Source organism: Candidatus Villigracilis sp., assembly GCF_057083605.1.
On record NZ_JBXMTI010000005.1, the window covers coordinates 1 to 19,670 of the forward strand.

Annotated in this window: 17 protein-coding genes and 1 pseudogene; 11 read left to right on the plus strand and 7 right to left on the minus strand. The window is 49.4% G+C overall.

Annotated elements, in window-relative coordinates:
• Positions 1 to 237: 237 nt before the first annotated feature.
• The 7 genes from AC14M5_RS01125 to AC14M5_RS01155 all read right to left on the minus strand — a co-directional run bounded on the left by AC14M5_RS01125 (position 238) and on the right by AC14M5_RS01155 (position 8,145).
• Positions 238 to 798, minus strand: coding sequence for a hypothetical protein (locus tag AC14M5_RS01125; protein WP_484027778.1), 561 nt, complete (start codon positions 796 to 798; stop codon positions 238 to 240).
• Positions 799 to 902: 104 nt separating this feature from the next.
• Positions 903 to 2,045: an ATP-grasp domain-containing protein gene (locus AC14M5_RS01130; protein ID WP_484027779.1), complete on the minus strand. Its 1,143-nt coding sequence runs from the start codon at positions 2,043 to 2,045 to the stop codon at positions 903 to 905.
• 108 nt (positions 2,046 to 2,153) lie between these two features.
• On the minus strand, positions 2,154 to 3,149 hold the full coding sequence (locus AC14M5_RS01135; RefSeq protein WP_484027780.1) for a 3-oxoacyl-[acyl-carrier-protein] synthase III C-terminal domain-containing protein: 996 nt from the start codon (positions 3,147 to 3,149) through the stop codon (positions 2,154 to 2,156).
• A gap of 121 nt (positions 3,150 to 3,270) precedes the next feature.
• Positions 3,271 to 4,407, minus strand: a complete 1,137-nt coding sequence (locus AC14M5_RS01140; protein ID WP_484027781.1) for a GNAT family N-acetyltransferase — start codon at positions 4,405 to 4,407, stop codon at positions 3,271 to 3,273.
• Positions 4,408 to 4,523: 116 nt separating this feature from the next.
• Entirely contained in the window at positions 4,524 to 5,366 is an 843-nt protein-coding gene (locus AC14M5_RS01145; RefSeq protein ID WP_484027782.1) for an MBL fold metallo-hydrolase, read from the minus strand.
• Positions 5,367 to 5,455: 89 nt separating this feature from the next.
• Positions 5,456 to 6,460, minus strand: coding sequence for an NAD-dependent epimerase/dehydratase family protein (locus AC14M5_RS01150; protein WP_484027783.1), 1,005 nt, complete (start codon positions 6,458 to 6,460; stop codon positions 5,456 to 5,458).
• Positions 6,461 to 6,462: 2 nt separating this feature from the next.
• Positions 6,463 to 8,145 carry a fatty acid CoA ligase family protein gene (locus tag AC14M5_RS01155; protein WP_484027784.1) on the minus strand — a complete coding sequence of 561 codons (1,683 nt, stop codon included), beginning with the start codon at positions 8,143 to 8,145 and terminating at the stop codon, positions 6,463 to 6,465.
• A 207-nt stretch (positions 8,146 to 8,352) separates the two neighbouring features.
• Here AC14M5_RS01155 and AC14M5_RS01160 point away from each other — a divergent pair, with 207 nt between their 5' ends.
• The 11 genes and pseudogenes from AC14M5_RS01160 (at position 8,353) to hypF (ending at position 19,650) form a co-directional block, all read left to right on the plus strand.
• Positions 8,353 to 8,949, plus strand: a complete 597-nt coding sequence (locus tag AC14M5_RS01160; RefSeq protein ID WP_484027785.1) for a 4Fe-4S dicluster domain-containing protein — start codon at positions 8,353 to 8,355, stop codon at positions 8,947 to 8,949.
• Positions 8,946 to 9,950, plus strand: a complete 1,005-nt coding sequence (locus AC14M5_RS01165) for a CoB--CoM heterodisulfide reductase iron-sulfur subunit B family protein (RefSeq protein ID WP_484027786.1) — start codon at positions 8,946 to 8,948, stop codon at positions 9,948 to 9,950. Before AC14M5_RS01160 ends, AC14M5_RS01165 begins: the two co-directional genes overlap by 4 nt.
• Complete coding sequence (locus AC14M5_RS01170) at positions 9,947 to 11,980, plus strand: 4Fe-4S binding protein (protein ID WP_484027787.1); 2,034 nt, start codon at positions 9,947 to 9,949, stop codon at positions 11,978 to 11,980. The genes AC14M5_RS01165 and AC14M5_RS01170 overlap by 4 nt, the downstream gene beginning before the upstream one ends.
• 121 nt (positions 11,981 to 12,101) lie before the next feature.
• Positions 12,102 to 12,500: pseudogene (locus AC14M5_RS01175) on the plus strand (hydrogenase iron-sulfur subunit); the annotation flags it as partial.
• A 107-nt stretch (positions 12,501 to 12,607) separates the two neighbouring features.
• Positions 12,608 to 13,603 carry an NADH-quinone oxidoreductase subunit B family protein gene (locus AC14M5_RS01180; RefSeq protein ID WP_484027788.1) on the plus strand — a complete coding sequence of 332 codons (996 nt, stop codon included), beginning with the start codon at positions 12,608 to 12,610 and terminating at the stop codon, positions 13,601 to 13,603.
• Positions 13,604 to 13,716: 113 nt separating this feature from the next.
• The gene (locus tag AC14M5_RS01185; protein ID WP_484027789.1) at positions 13,717 to 13,968 is read left to right on the plus strand and encodes a hypothetical protein; all 252 of its coding nucleotides are present in this window, start codon (positions 13,717 to 13,719) and stop codon (positions 13,966 to 13,968) included.
• Positions 13,969 to 14,007: 39 nt separating this feature from the next.
• A complete protein-coding gene (locus tag AC14M5_RS01190; protein ID WP_484027790.1) occupies positions 14,008 to 15,471 on the plus strand; it encodes a Ni/Fe hydrogenase subunit alpha in 1,464 nt (487 codons plus the stop codon).
• A gap of 143 nt (positions 15,472 to 15,614) precedes the next feature.
• The gene (locus AC14M5_RS01195) at positions 15,615 to 16,106 is read left to right on the plus strand and encodes a Crp/Fnr family transcriptional regulator (RefSeq protein WP_484027791.1); all 492 of its coding nucleotides are present in this window, start codon (positions 15,615 to 15,617) and stop codon (positions 16,104 to 16,106) included.
• A 116-nt stretch (positions 16,107 to 16,222) separates the two neighbouring features.
• Entirely contained in the window at positions 16,223 to 16,720 is a 498-nt protein-coding gene (locus AC14M5_RS01200; protein WP_484027792.1) for a hydrogenase maturation protease, read from the plus strand.
• Between the two features lie 49 nt (positions 16,721 to 16,769).
• On the plus strand, positions 16,770 to 17,102 hold the full coding sequence (locus tag AC14M5_RS01205) for a hydrogenase maturation nickel metallochaperone HypA/HybF (protein ID WP_484027793.1): 333 nt from the start codon (positions 16,770 to 16,772) through the stop codon (positions 17,100 to 17,102).
• A 31-nt stretch (positions 17,103 to 17,133) separates the two neighbouring features.
• Complete coding sequence (gene hypF, locus AC14M5_RS01210) at positions 17,134 to 19,650, plus strand: carbamoyltransferase HypF (protein ID WP_484027794.1); 2,517 nt, start codon at positions 17,134 to 17,136, stop codon at positions 19,648 to 19,650.
• Positions 19,651 to 19,670: the final 20 nt, after the last annotated feature.

Below are 19,670 nucleotides of genomic sequence, written 5' to 3' on the forward strand. Positions count from 1 at the left end.
TTGCCAAAATGTTGCCAAAGTGTTGTGCGGAACACCAAAAACCAGACGCCTTTCAGCGTTTCTGTCCCACTTTTCAAAAATTATTTTTGAAAAGTGACTTTTTCGACAGTCTCAACGGCTGGCGTTAGCCGCAAGTGGGAGCGCGTGACGAAGGGGATAGCTTTGTCGGGCGTTCTTTTATTGCTAAGACTCCATACCTGAAAATACAACGGAAATTATTTGAGTTCATAATCTCACTTAATCACCTGCATAAAGTGACAAAGCCTTGTCAAATATTGAAGAGGCTATCATTATGCCCAAAGTTACAGGTATGGAGGCAAGAACTGTTTCTCCTAACGAAACCCAAGGAGATGCCATCCCTCCTGTATATGCTGCATCAATGGCTCTCATGTAGATAAGAGTTAAAGGAAATGTGATTACAAGGGTAAAGCAAAAGTCTCTTATAAACATAAAATAGTGAATATGTCCTCGAAAGAAAAGAGATCTGATGTCGTCGCCAAAACGCCGCTCTTCAACTCCAGCCTGCTGTAGTTTACCTCGCCATCTCCTCTTAAATCTTGCACTTAAAAGTCCCAATGTATAAATAGCAGCCACTAATGACCAAACAAAGAACTCTTGATTATTAATGTAAAAGTTTGGAGATTCTTTAGGAGTGTTAGTTGCTCCAAAAAACGTAATAATAGCGATGATATTTGCAATTAACCCCATGCCCTCGAGAAAAACCGTCACGTAAGTTTTGAAGGGAATGCTTCTGAAGAATTCCCCGATTTTATCGAAAAAGTTTCTTGTCAATTTCATGTTTTCCCTATGATTTGCACGGTGAACGCCCAATAATGATTTATACGGAGTGATTCCTTAGAACACCCACAAGGGGATTTTACAGAATTATACGCCAACCCTCTTTACATTTCCCCATTCCACTCGATATCGAAAGTGGAGGCTTCGAGCGCGCTGATCTTATTTTTCCGCGCGAGGTTTAGATAGCTGAAGATGCTGCGGAATTGTAGAAAGTAAGGGAGCAGGTCCTTGAAATCCATGATGACATCGTCACTGGTGAAGAATGTTTTGATCCATTGCATTACGTTCTTTTTCCTGAATGCGGCGGGGAGTCCATAGATCAGCATGGCAGTGGCGAGCATGTGGGAATGATGGTCAATTGGTGTGATGCATTGTAGCTGGGGGTTTGTGAATGCTTCAACGAAGTGCGGATGCGAAGCCAGCAAATGCACGCCGCTGGTCGCGCGCGGGTTACATTCCAATGCGCAGATATGTCCCTCGGGGGTTTCGATGAAATCAAATGCGATCTGCCCGGTGAAGTGATTCTTTTGCACGAAAGTCCTTACCCAATTAAAAATGGCAGAGTGTTCCACATGTTTGAAAACAATGGCCGCGCCCTGTCCTGCCGTGAAATGGGATGGATAAGTCGTGTGTGCGGTGATGTGTCCATTGTGGCAAACGGAGTAAGTGCAAAATTGCTTCCCAACAATATATTCCTGCGCGATCCACGGCAGCTTCGGGCTGATCGCCAGCGTGGATAATGACTTTCGAAGCGGAGGCAGGATGAGGGTCCGCGCGGCGAAGCGTGAATACACAGGTTTCAAAACCAGCTCGCGCCAATGTGCATATGCGTGCAGCAGGTCATCTTGCGAGTTGATCAGCATCGTCTCAGGCGCATACAGATCATGCTCGATGGCGTTGATCACGAAATGCCATTTGTTATGAAGCTGATTTAATTTATTGATCGATTCAGAAAATATGGTGCATGGAATTTCATTCCGACCCTTCGAAATGTGGAAGATTTCCTCGCAGGTGGGAATCAGCAAGTCGATTTGATTCTCCGCCACGATATTTTTCAACGCGAGCAGAAACGCCTCTTTTTCCTGACGTGGAGCTGGCACCACAAAATTAGCCTTCACCGCATTGGACGGCTGACTCAAATGTCCGCGCAAACTCTCCGCCATGAAGACGTTATGCCCAGCGCTATGGAATGCGCGGGCCAGGTCAAGCGTTGCGGGAGCTCGCCCGCCAGTGAGGAGGATATTCATATTGTAATTATGTCATTGCGAGGAGGGTGCTCTCCCCGACGAAGCAATCTCATGGTTAAAGTTGGAGATTGCTTCGGGCAAGAACAAGAGCGCCCTCGCAATGACATGCTAGTAAGTTAACACCAAACCGCCGATGGACAATCCCGCGCCGGTACCAACCAGTAAAACCTTGTGACCGCGTTCGATCCTTCCATCGCGCACACCTTGATACAGTGTAGCAGGTATTGAGGCTGCCACGCAATTGCCAAGTGTTTCAATTGTCTTGATGATCCTGTCTTCGGGCCAGCCGAAACGCTCCAGCATCATCAAGCCGACCTTGCTAGCCTGGTGCGGAACGATCACATCAATATCCAACATGCCTTTTGAAAGCCCTGGGTACAACTCATCCAAAAATCCATGCGCAATGCCGCGCACCATGCGCAACACAGCAGGGCCGTCCATGTGAAAGAGATCGTCCTCTGGCTTATGCCCCACAAAGCGCGGATGCATCCGCGAGCCGCCACCCATGATCGTGGTGAGGTAAGCCCCGTCTCCATACGTTTTAAAATGTGCGTGATGCACAACAGACTTATCGCCATTATCAGGTCTTGTGACGACAACCGCCGCCGCCGCATCCCCGACCAGTGAAGCAGATTCTGGTTCCTTCGGGTTGATGCCGCAGGAGCCAATGTCACAACTGGTGATGAGAATATTTTTATATCTTCCGTTCTGTAAAAAGTTCGCGGCCACGTCCATGCCTGCCACAAAACTCAAGCAAGTCGTATGCACGGTCATGGCAGGGATGCCCGAATTCCCCAACCCAAGCTGGCGTTGGATCAAAGCGCCCGTATCTGGAATGGCCTGCTCTCCTGTACCGGATGCATTGATGATCAGGTCCAGTTGATTCGGCTTGAGCTTCGCTTCGTCCAACGCTTCACACGCCGCCTCGGCCGACATGAACGATGAGGTTTCATCCGTCACCCACCTGCGCTCACGCACACCATTACGCCGCTCCACCCACCCCGCTGGAACTCCACACAAGGCTTCAAGCTCGGAACTTGGTACGATTCGTTTTGGTAAATATCTTCCTAAACCAATAATTTTGAGAGGTAGGTCAACTTGCATTAATTCTCCAATTTTATGTCGTTGCGAGGAGGGTGCTCTTCCCGACGAAGCAATCTCCAACGATGAAGAGATTGCTTCGTCGCAAAAGCAAAGGCGCTCCTCGCAATGACATGATGTTTAGCTAAAAATCATTCTTCTTAAAATACGGGATCGCCATCTTCGATACCGCCTTGATCAACTTCCACGGCATTTGCCTTTTACGAGGCAGGTGTTTCGAGAATACAGCATTGTACTCAATAACCGACCTTCCGCCGCGCACCTTTTTGAATTTTCCCACTCCGCCGCTTGCATGCACAAGCAAGTTTCGCTGCAAGCCCTCCTGCAAAGTGATGAGCGTCAACAATCGATATAAACCATCTTCCTGCGGCCGGGATGTATCATAACCAAACAAAGGCTGTGTCATCGCGCCATTGCGGATAAAGAATCCCATCATCGCATTTATTTTTCCATCACGCTTCAAAGCACGCAGGTAAAGAATCTCTTCATCTCGCGCAAGTTTCATAAAATCAAAAGTGAATTGCGGGTTGTAATAGGAATATTTTTCAAGATACAACAGGTTGTATAAATGCAAACAGCGCTGCAGGTCGTCATCACTTAAGTCCCTGCCTTCGATCACCTCATAATCATGCTTGCGCAGCACACGCATGTCCTCTTTGTATTGTCGCGTGTGTGCTGCCTCAACAGGGTCCATGTACCAGACTTGACGGCTTAGAACCATTTCGTAATTTAACTTTTCCAATGTCTGGATGATGTGCGGATTCTTGCGCTCATCCACCGAGCGGAATACGATGACTCGATCCGGGAACCAGACTGGCAGCGCTTCGCTCAACGCCGATAACTGGTCGCTGTGTACTGACGGATATAGATTCGTCGAAAGCAGGTAGTTATTGACGTAAACGACCTTGTCCAATTCTGTGCGCCTGAAATACCATGCCACAGAACTCATGAGGAGCTTGATCAATGCTTCAAGCGGCGGATTGTGGAGATGCTTCACTTCTTCATATCCACCATAAGAGACGTAATGGCTATATGGTGAAACCGTGTAAGTGTTCTGTGGGTGAAAATCCGAGATTGTGATGGGAATAATGGTCTCGTCAATTTTTGCGACCATCAGCTTGGTATTGTGGATGTTGCTGATATATCTTTGCGTATCATCCAATATCATCGGCAAAAGATAACGGCGTGCATAATCCCCATCTGGTGTGGATGGCCATTTGATGGTGTGGATGTTTTCTTTGGTAAATAATTCAGGTTTCATAATAATTTCGGTGGTCGAGTAGCCCCGAGTGTTTTTTCGAGGGGCATATCGAGACCACCAATCTGATGTTTACAATTCGTCGTTGGTTTCGATACGCCTTTCGCTGTCGCTCAAGGCTACTCAACCAACAGGGTGCTTTCAAAACTGCGAATCGTCTCATCACAATGAGATGGAATGACATGCGTATCGGGATGGGTAAGATAATACGTGTGTAAGCTACCTAACGTCTCGCGATAAGCTTCGGGGTCTGCAAAAATAAAATTGGCAATTTTATGCGGCGGACGGTTTTCCACGACAGATCGTTTGAGCCAGGCTGCATCTGCCACGAAGAAAAATAACTTTCCATCATCATCCCGTGCGAATAGTCCCATTTGACCGAGGGCATGGCCTGGCAACTCCACACCAATGATTGAGTCGTCACCAAGCAGGTCGTAGCCTGTTTTGAAGGGAGCATATTCTTCTGATAAGAAAACGGGTTTGCTCATATCTACTTCATGTGAACGGGAGTCGAAATCTGAGGGGATGAGTCCGCGCAGGAAGGCGTGTTTCATATCTTCGGATGATGGTGAATTACGGAGATGGCTAAAGGCGTGAGGCATGTATATGAAACGGGACCAACTCAAATCGGGGAGAGAGGCGATGTGGTCCGCGTGGAAGTGGGAGATGAAAACGTGGGAAATATCTTTGGGTTGAAGGTCAAAGGTCAGGAGTTGATTGACGAGCAAATCTTCCTCGTGCAATGTGACTGGGGTCATCCAGCGATAAAAACGTTTGGGGAATTTTTTGGTCTCATCGAAAAAACGATAGGAGTAACCCGTGTCAAACAGCATTGCGCCAAAACGCGGATGCCGCAGCAGCACGAACATGGCAGGGAAATGAATGCTACGCCAGCGCCCACCATGGATGGCGATGTGTTCCGGTGCGGTGCAATATCCCGCGTGGAGGATGTTGATTTTCATGATGTGTATTATGTCATTGCGAGGAGCGCACTTGTTCTTCGCGACGAAGCAATCTCCCAATTGCGTTAGAGATTGCTTTGGGCGGAAAATCATCGCCCTCGCAATGACGGGGGATTTTCCTTCCACCATTGCATGAATTTATCAAAGCCTTCATCCACTGAAACGCGCGGTTGAAAGCCAAGTTCGTTTTTTGCGGCGCTGATATCAAGCGTGGTGCTGTTCGCCATCATGCTGACAGAGATGCGCGTGAGCGGCGGCTCGGGGTGCGTGGGGATGAACGTATAGATCAACTCAAGTGCGCTGGCAAGTACATTTGCGGTTCGATATGAAATCTTTCGCTTCGGGTATGGCAAATCAAGTTCTGTGCAAATCCGTTTAACCAATTTCCAGAGTTTGATGGGCTCTCCATTTGAAATATTATATTTTTTACCAAGCGTATTGGCAGGTGATTCGGCGCATAATAGAAGCGCATCTACAACATTTTCGATGTACGTGATGTCAACGATATTTTCACCGTCACCCAAAATTGGAAGCCTGCCTGATTGCAAGCGCGGAATCAAACGCGGGAAGATGACAGTATCGCCAGGTCCAAAGATCGCACGCGGACGAATGGCTATGGTGGCGAGACCGCGCGCAAAAGCTTCATCTAGTTCCTGCTCGGCCAGAATTTTTGTGGCCGCGTAATTGGTGACAGGCTCAGGCAGGGAGTCTGTTTCTTTTACATTCATACGCGATGCATATCCAAAGTAAAGACTGGGCGTAGAAACATACACGAGTCGTTTTACTTTATACTGCTCGCATCCGCGGATAATATTGCGCGTGCCGATGACGTTGACCTGATAAAACGTCTCGAAATTGCCCCAGGGTGATGGAAGCGCCGCGCAATGAAAAACGATCTCCTGATTTTTACAAGCATCCGCTATTGCAGGTTTATCTTTGAGGTCAAGTTGAAATGTACGAATTCCTTCGCTTTCAAGTTGACCTAATCTGGTTGTGTTGCGTCCAAGTGCAGTGACATCCCAGCTCATGCTGTGAAGCCTGCGAGTGAGTGCGCCGCCGAGGAAACCTGTTGCGCCTGTAACAAGTGCTTTCATCATTAATCCTTTGAACCGCTAAGCTCGCTAAGAGCGCCAAGATTTTTTAAGATTTTCTTTGCGGCCTTTGCGGTTAATTCCTCGCGGATGATTTTTGAGTTATGTCTTACGTCTGTGGGGAATCTTTTCATGAACAGAAATGTTTTTATCTTTGAGGCTTGTGGATGGTCTTTCGCAAGTTTAATTAATTCCTGTTTTATTTTATCCTTCTTTGCGCGCGCACCACGTTCGAGTTCGATCCATAAAACAGGCTCTTGGTTTGCGCCAACCAACGCGGTTCTATACACAGATGGATGCGCGTTGAAGATATTTTCAATTTGTTCGGTAAATAAGACGCCATTCTTCGTTATCACGCGATGCGATTTTCTTCCGCAATACCACAACCGTCCTTCCTCATCGAAATATCCCACGTCTCCCATGCGATGGATGACATCATCTCCGTTTTTGATTTTGGATAAATGATTTGCGTAAGTCGGGTTGTCAATCCAACTTACATAAGACCGCGTCGTGGCCGCACTTTGAACCGTGATCTCGCCAACGACATTTGATTCCACTACAAGCGAATCCTGCCACTCTTCGACTGGTTCATCGGTGATTTTGATGATCCTAACTTTTACACCGTCAACAGGTTTTCCCAAACAGACTCCTGCGCCTTGTTCAGTTTTTTCTTTTATTGAGAATATCTCGCGGCTTTCAACTACGGCAATGGGCAATGTCTCTGTTGCTCCATAGATGCCATAGAGACTGGTCTCATCGCTTAGTAATTTTCGAAAGCGTTGCTGCAATGGAATGGTCGCAGGTGCGCCCGCGGTGATTACTCGTTTGAGACTCTGGAGTCCAGCCGCTCGCTGCTGGCGGGAGCAAGCTCCAGCACTCCAGAATTTTTCGAGAATATCCAATACCACTGGTGAGGCGAACATGTTGGTGACGTTGAATCTTTGAATGGCGTCGATCACTTTTTGAGGGTCCGTCTTGCTTGGAACTGGGAAACTGATATCAGGAATCACAGATGTGACGCCGAGTAGAACATCGATCATGGCGTAGAGCGGGAAGGCGGGCAGGTCGATTTCATCGGACGAGATGTTAAAGGTTTTTTGAAGCATATTCAGTTGAGCGGAAAAATTCTCGCGGGTGTATAAGACGCCTTTAGGAATTCCTGTGCTTCCACTGGTGAAGATGATGGCGGCGGGGGAATGAGAGATTAGAGATTCGAGATTGGAGCCAGGTAATTCGTAATTGGTTCCTTCGACTTTGCTCAGGACAGGAATTCGTAATAATCGATTGATAGTCAAGTTGTGTTTGATGGATGTTTTTCCCCATCCAAAGATGACTCGCAGGATATGTGTGAGCGGATTGCCGATAAAAATATCAGGTTGGGATTCGTTGAGGCAGGCGCTGAGTTTTTTGAGTCCGATGGCAGGGTCAACGATGATGGGGACAATGCCCAACTTGAGAAGTGCGAAAGCCAGAGCAAAGAATTCTGGGGAGGGAGGAGTCATCACAGCGGCGCGAAGGCCCGGGGTTAGCGAGCAGGCTTGAAGTCCAAGAATGAAACGGTGGATTGAATCCAGCAATTGTCCGTAGGTAAAAACATCCCATCCTTTTGTGCGCGAAGAGAAGTAGATAAAGGCGGGTTTAGTGGGTTGGGATTTTGCGGTTTGCTCAAATTTAGCAAAGAGGTTCATGTTGTGATTGTATCTGTGAAATATGACGTTTGTCAGGATTGTATGATTATGTTTAGTACTATATGTTGTGATTTATTTCACTAGTATTGTGGATGAGGGGCATTTCACTTTTACTGCGAATGGACGACCTTGTCGTACCGAGCAGCAACTTTTTTATGGCCTGTTGTTTTGAGAAACCGCAGGTTGGTTGCAGAGCACGGAGGCATTATGCCCCATATGACCGATGAACGAGTTCGAGCGGGTTTGGCCCGTGAGGAAGATTTATCCCTTTTGAATGAAGTCAGCATGAAGACCGCAGGTGTTTCGCATTTGGAGATGTGCATCCAGTGCGGAACTTGTGGGGGCTCCTGCCCCGCCGCGATGGATATGGATCATACACCGCGTATGTTGTTCGCGATGTTAAGGGCAGGCATGCGCGATGAAGTGCTGCGCAGCAATGCTCCGTGGATATGCGTTTCATGCTACCACTGCGTGGTGCGTTGCCCGCAGGAAGTGCATATCGCGGATGTGATGTATACGCTCAAAGGCATGGCGATCAAAGCCAAACTGTACCAGGACTCCACTGCACCGCATTTTTCGCAGACCTTTGTGGGCATGGTGGAAACGTATGGACGCGGCTTTGAGCTTGGCCTAGCCTCACGGCATTACCTGAGATATTTCCCCCTGCGCCTGCCTGGGATGATGCCGATGGGCTTTGGCATGATCACCAAAGGCCGTATGCCGATCACACCGCGCAAGATCAAGCACATGGACCAATTAAAAGCCATTCTCAAACGCGCCAAGGGACTGGAGCTAACCTCATGAACAAATATCTTTTGTATCCCGGTTGTTCACTCGAATCCAGCGCGAAGGCTTACATGGAATCGCTTAATACGATCCTTGAACCTTTGGACATTCAACTCGAAGTAATCGAGGACTGGAACTGCTGCGGCGCGACGGAATATCTCGGCATTAACCTGATCCCTGCGTATTCGTTGATCGCACGCAACCTTGCACTGGCAACGCAACAGATGAACGGCACTCGCACGGTAGTGGCCCCATGCTCGGCTTGTTATCTCAACCTTGCCAAAGCGGATTACTACATGCAGGAGCGGCCTTCGCTGAGTGTGAAGGTGAATGAAGCACTTGAAGCAGGCGGGTTGCAATACAAGCCCGGCACGCTGGATGTGCGTCACCTGATCGATATTCTTGTTTATGATGTTGGGCTGGATGCCATTAAAAGCAAAGTGACCCGCCCATTGACCGGTCTGCGCGTTGCGCCCTACATGGGCTGTATGTTACCCCGGCCTGATTATCAGCATAGATGGTCTGATCATGAACACCCTACAGAATTGGATGACCTGTTACGGGCATTAGGCGCGGAGGTGATCGATTATCCGCTCACGACCAGTTGCTGCGGCGGACACATGACTCAGATCGGACCTGAAACTGCTTTTGAATTAATCCGCCGACTCGTGGCTGACGCGGATGAGCGCGGCGCACACCTGATGGCAACGGTTTGCCCGATGTGCCAGTTGAACATTGACGCCTACCAGGGTGAGATGAATCATTTCTTCGGCACGAGTTATCACATGCCGATCCTGTTCTTCACACAGTTGATGGGGCTTGCTTTTGGCAGGGAACCTAAAGAATTGGGTATTGGCGCGGAACTGGTCAGCTCGCGCAAGGCGCTGGCCGCTTCACGCATCAGTGTGGAAGTTCCCGTTACGCCAGAGCCGACTGCGCGCCAGAAAAAGGATGAAGGCCTGCCCATGCCGCGCCGCTTGACGAATGGCCGTAAGCGCAGGAAGGAGGCGGTGAAATGAGTGACAAGCGAAGCAGTCCTATGGAAAAGAAACAGGAACGCGTTGGTGTTTATGTCTGTCACTGCGGCTCGAATATCGCGGGCACAGTGGATGTTGTGGATGTTGCCAATTGGGCGGCGGAAAAACTTAAGCACCAGGGTGTGGTGATCGCGCGTGAATATAAATTTATGTGCTCCAGCCTCGGGCAGGAGTTGATCGAGAAGGATATCAAAGAGTTGGGGTTAACTCGCGTTGTGGTCGCGGCTTGTTCACCGCATTTACATGAAAAAACATTCCGCACGGCAGCCAAGAACGCTGGGCTGAATCCATATTTGGTGGAATTGGCTTCGATTCGCGAACAAGTCTCGTGGGTGCATTCGGATAAAGCTGTCGCCACGGCAAAATCAAAGGCAGTAGTATCAGGTGCGGTATCCAGAGTGATCGAGAATGTTGCGCTGGATGAGATCAAAGTGCCGATCAATCCAGATACATTGATCGTTGGCGGCGGCATTGCGGGGATCCAATCTGCATTGGAGATTGCGAATGCGGGTTTCCATGTGTATCTGGTGGAGCGCGAACCATCCATCGGCGGACACATGGCGCAGTTCGATAAGACTTTCCCGACCCTGGATTGTTCGGCATGTATTCTCACGCCGCGCATGGTGGAGGCGGGGTCGCATCCGAACATCACTTTACTGACGTGGAGCGATGTGGTGAATGTATCGGGCTATGTGGGCAACTTCCATGTGACGATCAAAAAGAAGGCGCGTTTTATCAATGAAGAACTTTGCACAGGCTGCGGAATCTGCCAGGAAAAGTGCCCGAAGAAAGTGATCGATGAAGTATATGAGGCTGGGCTTGGATATCGCAAGGCGGTGTACACGCCGTTTGCACAAGCCGTGCCGAACTTCCCTGTGATGGATAAGGAAAATTGCACGTACTTCATTAAGGGCACATGCAAGGCCTGCGAAAAATTCTGCCCGACAGGCGCGATTGACTTCAAGCAGGAAGATCAATTGATAAATATAGATGTAGGCAATATTGTGCTTGCAACAGGCTATGACCTGTTCGATGCGCGGCGCGTGAGCAACTATGGTTATGGACGTTTGCCGAATGTGTTCACGAGTTTGGAATTTGAGCGATTGTCCAACGCGGCAGGGCCGACCTCAGGCAATATCGTTTTGCGCGATGGCAAGACCACGCCGAAATCGGTAGGCGTTATTCATTGCGTGGGGTCGCGCGACAAAAACTACAACAATTACTGCTCGGTGATCTGTTGTATGCAGGGCTTGAAGTTTGCACACCTCGTCCACGAGCGGACGGGTGCAACAGTTTACAACTTCTACATTGACATGCGCACGGCTTACAAAGCTTACGATGAGTTTTATCAGCGCGTGCTTGAAGAAGGGACTCTCTTCGTGCGCGGCAAAGTGGCTGAGGTCACAAATGCGGCGCGTTATGAAAGTGAAAAAGGAAAACTCATTATTCAAGTGGAAGATACGCTGGCTGGCAAGCAGCGTCGAATCCCTGTCGATATGGTGATCCTCTCCAGCGGTTTGCAGCCACGAAGTGACTCAAAAGAAGTTGGCAAGATGTTCGGCATTTCGTGTTCCACCGATGGCTGGTTCACGGAGAAACATCCAAAGCTTGACCCTGTCGCGACCATGACCGAAGGTGTTTATATCGTTGGGTGTGCACAAGGGCCCAAGGATATTCCATCCAGTGTGGCACAAGGTGCGGCGGCTTCGGCACGCGTGCTGGATAAGATTTTGCAAAAAGAAGTTGCACTGGAACCGATCAAGGCCAGTGTCAATCAAGAGCTGTGCTCAGGTTGCCGCATTTGCAATGGGCTGTGTCCGTTCAACGCGATTGCCTATATCGAAGATGACAAGGTATCCGATATCAATCCCGCACTATGTCAGGGATGCGGCACTTGTGTGGCTGCCTGCCCTGCGGGTGCGATCAGCGGAACGGGCTTTAGCGATGCACAGATCATTGCACAGATTGATGGACTGTTGCTGAGGAATTTGGAAGAGGTCGTTACTGCGTGACATGTCGTTGCGAGGGCGGTGCGCTGCACGGTCCGCCCGAAGCAATCTCCAATTATGAGGAGATTGCTTCGTCGCAAAGAGAAAGGACGCTCCTCGCAACGACATAGTATGGAGACGAACTATGACCGATAATAACTTTGAACCCACAATTATTGGCTTTACCTGTAACTGGTGCAGTTATCGAGCATCGGATCTGGCGGGGACTGCGCGCATGAAGTATGCGCCAAATGTGCGACTCATCCGCATGATGTGTTCAGGCCGCCTCGACCCGACCTTTGTGCTGCGTGCCCTTTCAGGTGGCGCAGACGGCGTGATGATCACGGGCTGTCATCCGGGTGAATGTCATTACATCGAACAAAATTACAAGGCTCTGCGCCGTTTTCTCTTACTCCGAAGAGTGCTCACAGGTCTGGGCATTGAACCTGAACGTGTCAAGCTGGTTTGGGCCAGCGCGGCGGAAGGGGCAAAGTTTGCGGCGGAAACCACAGCCTTTGTGGAAGAGATAAGGAAACTGGGCCCGCTAAATTGGGGCAAAGCAGACGATAGACCGCAGACCATCCCCAAAGGAGACGCTGTAGACGATGGTCAATCGTCCATAGTCCATGGTCAAGAGTTGGAGGTGGCACTATGACCAGCAACTCCAAACCAAAATTCGCAATGTACTGGGCGGCTTCCTGTGGTGGATGTGAGATCGCTGTACTCAATACGCACGAAAAGATTCTGGATGTGGATGCCAACTTCGATGTCGTCTTCTGGCCCGTTGCAATGGACGCGAAGTACAAAGATGTAGAAGCTATGGAGGATGGCTCGATTCTGCTCACGCTCTTTAACGGCAGTATCCGCAACGACGAGAATGAACACATTGCCAAACTTCTACGCCAGAAATCAAAGCTGCTGGTTGCCTTCGGCTCATGTGCCTGTGAAGGATGTATTCCAGGGTTGGCGAATCTCAGTCCAGTGGGTGATGTTGTCCATACGGCCTTCAATACCATCACAACCGATAACCCGAATGAGATTTATCCGCGCACAACCTTTGATGTACCTGAAGGTGAACTGCATATTCCAACACTGGCAAAAGTTTTGCGTCCGCTCGAACAGGTAGTTGATGTGGATTACTACATGCCGGGCTGCCCACCTGAAAGTCATCAGATCGCGGCGGTGATAGACCTGGTGATCAAAGTAGTCAAAGGTGAAGCGGAACTGCCTCCCAAAGGTTCCGTGATTGGAGTGGGTAATTCAACTGTGTGTGATGAATGTCCACGGGCGCGCAATGTGAAAACAATCAAAGAGTTCAAACGCATTCAGGATATCGCACCGGTTGACCCGACTCTCTGCATCCTCGAACAAGGCATCCCATGCAACGGCCCCGCCACCCGCAGTGGATGTGATGCGCGCTGTCCGCAGGCGGGCGCGCAGTGCATTGGCTGTTATGGCCCCGCCGAGGGTGTGATGGATTACGGCGCGCGGTTGATTACTGCATTTTCATCGGTGATCGATGCGACTACACCTGAAGAGATAGATCGCATTCTGGATGGAATCCCTGACCCCACAGGACAAGTCTATCGTTTTAATTTAGCTGGGTCCCTTCTCAAAGCGAATAAGGAAGCCTGGAGGGTCAAGTAAAAGGATGAAGGCGGAAGGATGAAGGATAAAAAATTTCAAGCAATAAAAATGCTGAAATATTCCTTCTTCATCCGTTATCCTTCATCATTCATCCTTTCCCAAAGGAGGATGACATGACTACGAAAAAGACTGAACAAACTGAACCCGTTGAAGATCGCAATGCGATTTTGGAAAAAGCCCTGATCGAAGAATACCTGCACGAGAAGGGCTATTCATTGGAAACCATAAAGAAACTGCCTGCCGAACTTGCAGAAAAATTGATGAAGGAAGCCTCACAGTATGCTTCGCTCAAAATGGAAGAGGTCGAAGCGCGGGCGCACCTCATCAAGGAATTGCACGACGACGCCTCATCGCTTGAGAAATAAAAGTGTAATGCCTATTACGCATTACGGACTGGAGCTGCCATGCAGAGAATAACAATTGATCCCATTACCCGCCTTGAAGGTCACGGCAAGATCGAGATCTTTCTGGATGACAAAGGCAATGTTGCCAACTCGTATTTCCAGATCCCTGAATTGCGCGGCTTTGAACGATTCTGCGTTGGCCGTCCGGTTGAGGAAATGCCGCTTCTAACGAACCGTATCTGCGGGGTGTGCCCTGAGGCGCATCACATGGCTGCTGCCAAAGCGGCAGATGCGGCCTATCACGTTGACCCGCCGCGTACAGCAAAGATGCTGCGTGAGCTGTTATACAGCGCATTCTATTGCACCGATCACACCACACACTTCTACGCTCTGGGCGGCCCAGATTTTGTGATGGGCCCTGATGCGCCCGTTGCTGAAAGAAATATCCTTGGTGTGATTCATAAAGTGGGTCTGGAAATTGGCGGCAAAGTTATCCAAATGCGAAAGTATGGGCACACCGTGGTCGAGATGATCGGCGGACGCAAGGTGCATCCCTGCACATCGATCCCTGGCGGAATTACGAAAGGTATTACCGAAGAACAGCGTAAAGAGATCGAAGAAATGGGGCGCTGGGCAATTGACTTCGCACAATTCAGCCTCAAGCTTTTCAATGACATTGTGCTTGGCAACAAGGCTTATGTCGATCTTATCCTTGGCGATGTTTACACTCATCATACCTATTACATGGGCCTGATGGATGAGAATAACAAAGTTAACTTCTACGATGGCAAAGTCCGCGTGGTGGACCCGAATGGCAGGGAGTTCGTCAAATATGCGCCGAAAGATTATGCCGAACATATTGCCGAACACGTCGAGCCGTGGACCTATCTCAAGTTCCCATATCTGAAAAAGGTCGGCTGGAAAGGCTTTGTGGATGGCGAAGACTCTGGCATTTACATGGCAACACCGCTTTCACGCCTCAACGCTTCAGATGGCATGGCCACGCCGCTTGCACAGGAGGAATTTGACAGGTTCTACAAGACCCTTGGCGGCAAGCCTGTGCATCAACGCCTCGCCATCCATTGGGCACGCCTGATCGAATTGTTGTACGCGGCAGAACGCTGGGTGGAATTGGTGACTGACCCTGAGATCACATCACCGAACGTACATACCAAGCCGACTGAGACTCCAACGGAAGGGATCGGCATCGTCGAAGCGCCGCGTGGCACTCTCACGCATCATTACTGGACCGATGAACGGGGCGTCGTGACCAAGGTGAATCTCATCGTTGGCACCACCAATAATTATGCGCCGATTCAAATGTCCACCCACAAGGCGGCGACGAGTCTCATCAAAGATGGAAATGTGAATGAAGGCCTGCTCAACATGGTCGAGATGGCCTTCCGCGCCTATGACCCATGCTTTGGGTGTGCAACGCACTCGTTACCCGGCCAGATGCCTTTGCAGATTACCATCCACGATGCAGATGGTAATCCGATTGAAGTGTTGAAGCAGTATTGTTAACTGTTATGTCATTGCGAGGGTCGAGTAGCCCGTGTTCGTCGGGCGTATCGAGACCCGAAGCTATCTCCAACTCATGAGGGGATTGCTTCGTCGGGACGAGCAAGTGCCCTCCTTGCAATGACATAATTCACAAGGAGCCTGACATGATCCCTATTGAACTTTTACACCGCTTCTCTTTTTTCTCCTTTATGGACAATAAAGAGTTAAGGGCCGTTACCAGAATTGCGGATGAATTGCATCTCAATGCTGGCGATGTGCTGTGCGAGGCAAACATGCCTGCCAATGCGCTGTATTTCCTTACCAAGGGGCATCTGCCTTATTACATGGTTGTTAAAACTGAGCATATCCCAGACTATAACAAGGAATACTTCATCGGGTACATCAATCCTGAGGAGATCTTCGGGATCTCGGCCTTGATCGAGCCGTATCAATACACTGCCACCTTGCGTGCCGACAAACCCTGCCGCGTTATAAAAATTGACGCGCCCGCACTGCGTGCCTTGTGTGAAGTGGATTCACATCTATCTGTTGGGTTGATGAATGCGATAGCCAAAGCTGCCATGGAACGGCTGCAAATGACACGCGTTCAACTGATTGCGGAAATGGCAGAAAAATTCAACGAACCAGCCAAGTGAAAACTTGATAGTGCTCTTGTCATTGGATGGCGGCGAAGCGGATTGCCTGAGGCGTCGTATCAGTATTGTTAATCGGGAGCAGGCTTGAGGTGCGAAAAGAAGCGGAACTTTATCCAATGAAAACTTTGGTGGTTGGGCTCGGTAATCCGATCCTCGGCGATGACGGTGTCGGCTGGAAAGTCGCTGAGGAAGTCAAAAAGCAATTGCCCGCAAATACGCTTGTGGATGTGACCTGTCTTTCACTTGGCGGCATCAGTTTAATGGAGAGTCTGATCGGTTATCAACGCGCGATTTTGATCGACGCGTTTGCATTGGATGAACCGCTTGGTTCCATATTGATTTTGAAGTTAAGCGACCTGCCAAATTATTCAGCATTTCATACCACCAACGCGCATGATACCTCCCTGCAAAACGCATTTGAGTTTGGCAGGTCGATGGGCGCGCGGCTTCCAGATGAGGTTGAGATCGTGGGCATCGCCACCCGGCGGGTTTATGATTTCAGCGAAGAGCTTTCGCCGCCTGTTGCAGATGCGGTTCCTTTTGCTGCAAGAGTTGTGCTCGATCTTTTGAAACAGGTAACAAAGTACAAAGAAGAAAATCAGCCGCAGGGGTGACTTTATCCATATTGGATTAAGTTCTCAAAGGGGGTAAGTTTAAAGCACGATGCATGAACTTTCGCTCACCCAAAACCTTCTTGATATCGCGCTGGAGCACGCTGGCGCAAAAAAGATCATTCACGTTAATTTATTGATCGGTGAATTTTCGGATGAGCGTGAAGAATCGATCCAATTCTATTGGAATGACCTTGCAAAAGGCACAAGGGCAGAAAATGCAAAACTGAACTTTCAGCGGGTGGATGCGGAAATGAAGTGCCTTGAATGTGAGGCGGTCTTTCACCCACAAGAGGAAGCATTGTCCTGCCCAAATTGCCAAGGGCATCGTTTGAAATTGATCTGCGGAGATGATGTAAAGCTCGAGAGCATAGACGTGGAATAAAGATAAAGACCATTGGGTCTGGGTTGGCCGCATGGCGCAAAAAATTCACATCACAGGCGTAGTGCAAGGAGTTGGATTCCGCCCGTTCGTTTATGGGCTGGCAGTTCAATTGGGTTTGCGCGGCTGGGTGGTCAACACATCGGGCGGAGTGGATATCCTTGTTGAAGGTAAAACAAGTAACATCGAGCGATTTGTAAAATTGCTATCCTCTGAAAAACCGCTGCTCGCGAAGATCGATTCCATCCAGTTGGAAAATGTTGAACAGGCGGGTGAGAATTTAACAAGTTTCGAGATTCTCGAATCCGAATCAATTATGGGCGAATACCAGCCCATTTCTGTAGATGCAGCCATCTGCCCAGATTGTGAACGGGAATTGTTCGACCCCAATGACAGGCGTTACCTGTATCCTTTTATCAACTGTACCAATTGCGGCCCGCGCTTCACGATCATCAAGGATATTCCGTATGACCGTCCAATGACGACCATGGCGGGTTTTCAACTTTGCGCGCAATGCCGCTCCGAATATGAAAACCCATTGGATAGGCGTTTTCATGCACAGCCAGTCGCATGCCCGCAATGCGGACCGTTCATGGAATTGCGCAAGGCGGGAACTGGCAATCTTGATTCGAAAGTAGATGCTCCAGCAAATGTTTCTCGAATATCAACCATTGACCTTCGCACCTCTGCCATCCTCAAAACCCGCAGACTGCTTCGCGAGGGACATATCGTTGCCATCAAAGGGCTTGGAGGGTTTCACCTCGCTTGCGATGCGGCCAATCCGTATGCGGTGGATGAACTGCGCCGCCGCAAAGGACGCGCAGAGAAACCATTTGCTCTCATGGCTGCGGATTTGTACACAATAAAATCGATCTGTGAAATCAATGATGATGAACACAGTTTATTGACAGGCCATCAAAAGCCGATTGTTCTGCTGGTAAAGAAAGCCCTGAAAGCCTCCGAGTCTCCCAGGGTCTGTGATGCAATTGCCCCGAATATGGATACTCTTGGCATGATGCTTCCATACACACCATTGCATTATCTTTTGTTGAATCAAACAGACCCTGTGCTGAGAAAAGAGCCTGCTCCGCCTGTGCTGGTGATGACGAGCGGAAACTTTAGCGAAGAACCCATTGCAATAGAAAATAAGGATGCGCTTGAACGTCTCGCTCCACTGGCGGATGCATTCCTGCTGCACAACCGCGATATTCATATTCGCTGCGATGATTCGGTGGTGCGCGTTGAACGTCCAACGTTGAACGTCCAACATCAAGCGACCTTCGACGTTCGACCTGAGACGGTGTTTCTGCGTCGTTCACGCGGCTATGCTCCCTACCCTGTTCAACTTCCATTCGAGGCCAAACCCACGCTTGCCGTGGGCGGTGAATTAAAAAATACATTTTGTCTCGCGCGCGATCATTACGCATTCCTCAGCCATTACATTGGCGATATAGAAAATGTTGAAACCTATGAATCTTTTGAGCGGGGTGTTGCACATCTCTCACACATGTTCCGCTGCCAGCCTGAAGTCATCGCGCATGATCTGCACCCAAATTATTTCACCACACACTATGCCAAAAAAATGGACATGCAACGCATCGCCGTCCAGCATCATCACGCGCACATCGCCTCTTGCATGGCAGATAATGGTTTGGATAACAAACAGTTGATCGGCCTCTCCTTCGATGGCACTGGATACGGAACAGACGGCGCGACCTGGGGTGGGGAAGTATTGCTCGCTTCCTATTTAAACTGTGAGCGGTTCGCACATCTTGAATATTTGCCCCTCCCTGGCGGTGACTCTGCCATCCGCCACCCCTGGCGCATCGCCGTTGGATACGCTCATGCCCTCGGCGTGGACATTGGTGATCTGCCATTCCTGAAGAAGATAGGCAAACAGGTCATTAAGGTCGTGCAACAACAGGTGGACAGGAAATTCAACAGCCCACTCACATCTTCGATGGGCCGTTTATTTGATGCAGTTGCCAGTTTAATTGGCATTCGCAATGACGTCACCTACGAAGCCCAGGCCGCCATTGAAATGGAAGTGTTGTCACGGCCCTTTGTTTCGTCGGCGAAGCCATATCCATATTTGATTGAGGCGTGTCACTCTGAGGAAGCGGAGCGACTGACACTTGCACCTGGCGCAAGCGCAGGTGAGAGTCCCTTACTTTCGAGGGAAGAGATCCTTCGCTACGCTCAGGATGACACAAAATTTACTATCCACTTAGAAGAATTGATCAACGCAATTATTGCTGATGTCCGCACGAATAAATCGGCAGGCATGATCGGCGCACGCTTCCATAAAACTATTGCCGCAATCGCAATTGAAGTTTGCAAGCAAGCCCGTATTAAAACAAACCTGAACGAAGTCGCCCTCTCCGGTGGTGTCTGGCAGAACCAGATTCTGCTAAGCCTTGTCCGTGATGGATTGGAGCAAGATGGCTTTGTTGTGTATTTCCATAAACAAGTCCCAACCAATGATGGCGGGCTGGCCTTGGGTCAGGCCGTGATTGCGAACTTTCAGAACATGAACCGCGAAGAGCGCTAAGAACGCGAAGAAAAAAACAT

Bases quoted from the DNA above. Each gene is read 5' to 3' on its own strand.
- AC14M5_RS01125 (WP_484027778.1), bottom strand. From the start codon at position 798: ATGAAATTGACAAGAAACTTTTTCGATAAAATCGGGGAATTCTTCAGA.
- AC14M5_RS01130 (WP_484027779.1), bottom strand. From the start codon at position 2,045: ATGAATATCCTCCTCACTGGCGGGCGAGCTCCCGCAACGCTTGACCTG.
- AC14M5_RS01135 (WP_484027780.1), bottom strand. From the start codon at position 3,149: ATGCAAGTTGACCTACCTCTCAAAATTATTGGTTTAGGAAGATATTTA.
- AC14M5_RS01140 (WP_484027781.1), bottom strand. From the start codon at position 4,407: ATGAAACCTGAATTATTTACCAAAGAAAACATCCACACCATCAAATGG.
- AC14M5_RS01145 (WP_484027782.1), bottom strand. From the start codon at position 5,366: ATGAAAATCAACATCCTCCACGCGGGATATTGCACCGCACCGGAACAC.
- AC14M5_RS01150 (WP_484027783.1), bottom strand. From the start codon at position 6,460: ATGAAAGCACTTGTTACAGGCGCAACAGGTTTCCTCGGCGGCGCACTC.
- AC14M5_RS01155 (WP_484027784.1), bottom strand. From the start codon at position 8,145: ATGAACCTCTTTGCTAAATTTGAGCAAACCGCAAAATCCCAACCCACT.
- AC14M5_RS01160 (WP_484027785.1), top strand. From the start codon at position 8,353: ATGCCCCATATGACCGATGAACGAGTTCGAGCGGGTTTGGCCCGTGAG.
- AC14M5_RS01165 (WP_484027786.1), top strand. From the start codon at position 8,946: ATGAACAAATATCTTTTGTATCCCGGTTGTTCACTCGAATCCAGCGCG.
- AC14M5_RS01170 (WP_484027787.1), top strand. From the start codon at position 9,947: ATGAGTGACAAGCGAAGCAGTCCTATGGAAAAGAAACAGGAACGCGTT.
- AC14M5_RS01180 (WP_484027788.1), top strand. From the start codon at position 12,608: ATGACCAGCAACTCCAAACCAAAATTCGCAATGTACTGGGCGGCTTCC.
- AC14M5_RS01185 (WP_484027789.1), top strand. From the start codon at position 13,717: ATGACTACGAAAAAGACTGAACAAACTGAACCCGTTGAAGATCGCAAT.
- AC14M5_RS01190 (WP_484027790.1), top strand. From the start codon at position 14,008: ATGCAGAGAATAACAATTGATCCCATTACCCGCCTTGAAGGTCACGGC.
- AC14M5_RS01195 (WP_484027791.1), top strand. From the start codon at position 15,615: ATGATCCCTATTGAACTTTTACACCGCTTCTCTTTTTTCTCCTTTATG.
- AC14M5_RS01200 (WP_484027792.1), top strand. From the start codon at position 16,223: ATGAAAACTTTGGTGGTTGGGCTCGGTAATCCGATCCTCGGCGATGAC.
- AC14M5_RS01205 (WP_484027793.1), top strand. From the start codon at position 16,770: ATGCATGAACTTTCGCTCACCCAAAACCTTCTTGATATCGCGCTGGAG.
- hypF (WP_484027794.1), top strand. From the start codon at position 17,134: ATGGCGCAAAAAATTCACATCACAGGCGTAGTGCAAGGAGTTGGATTC.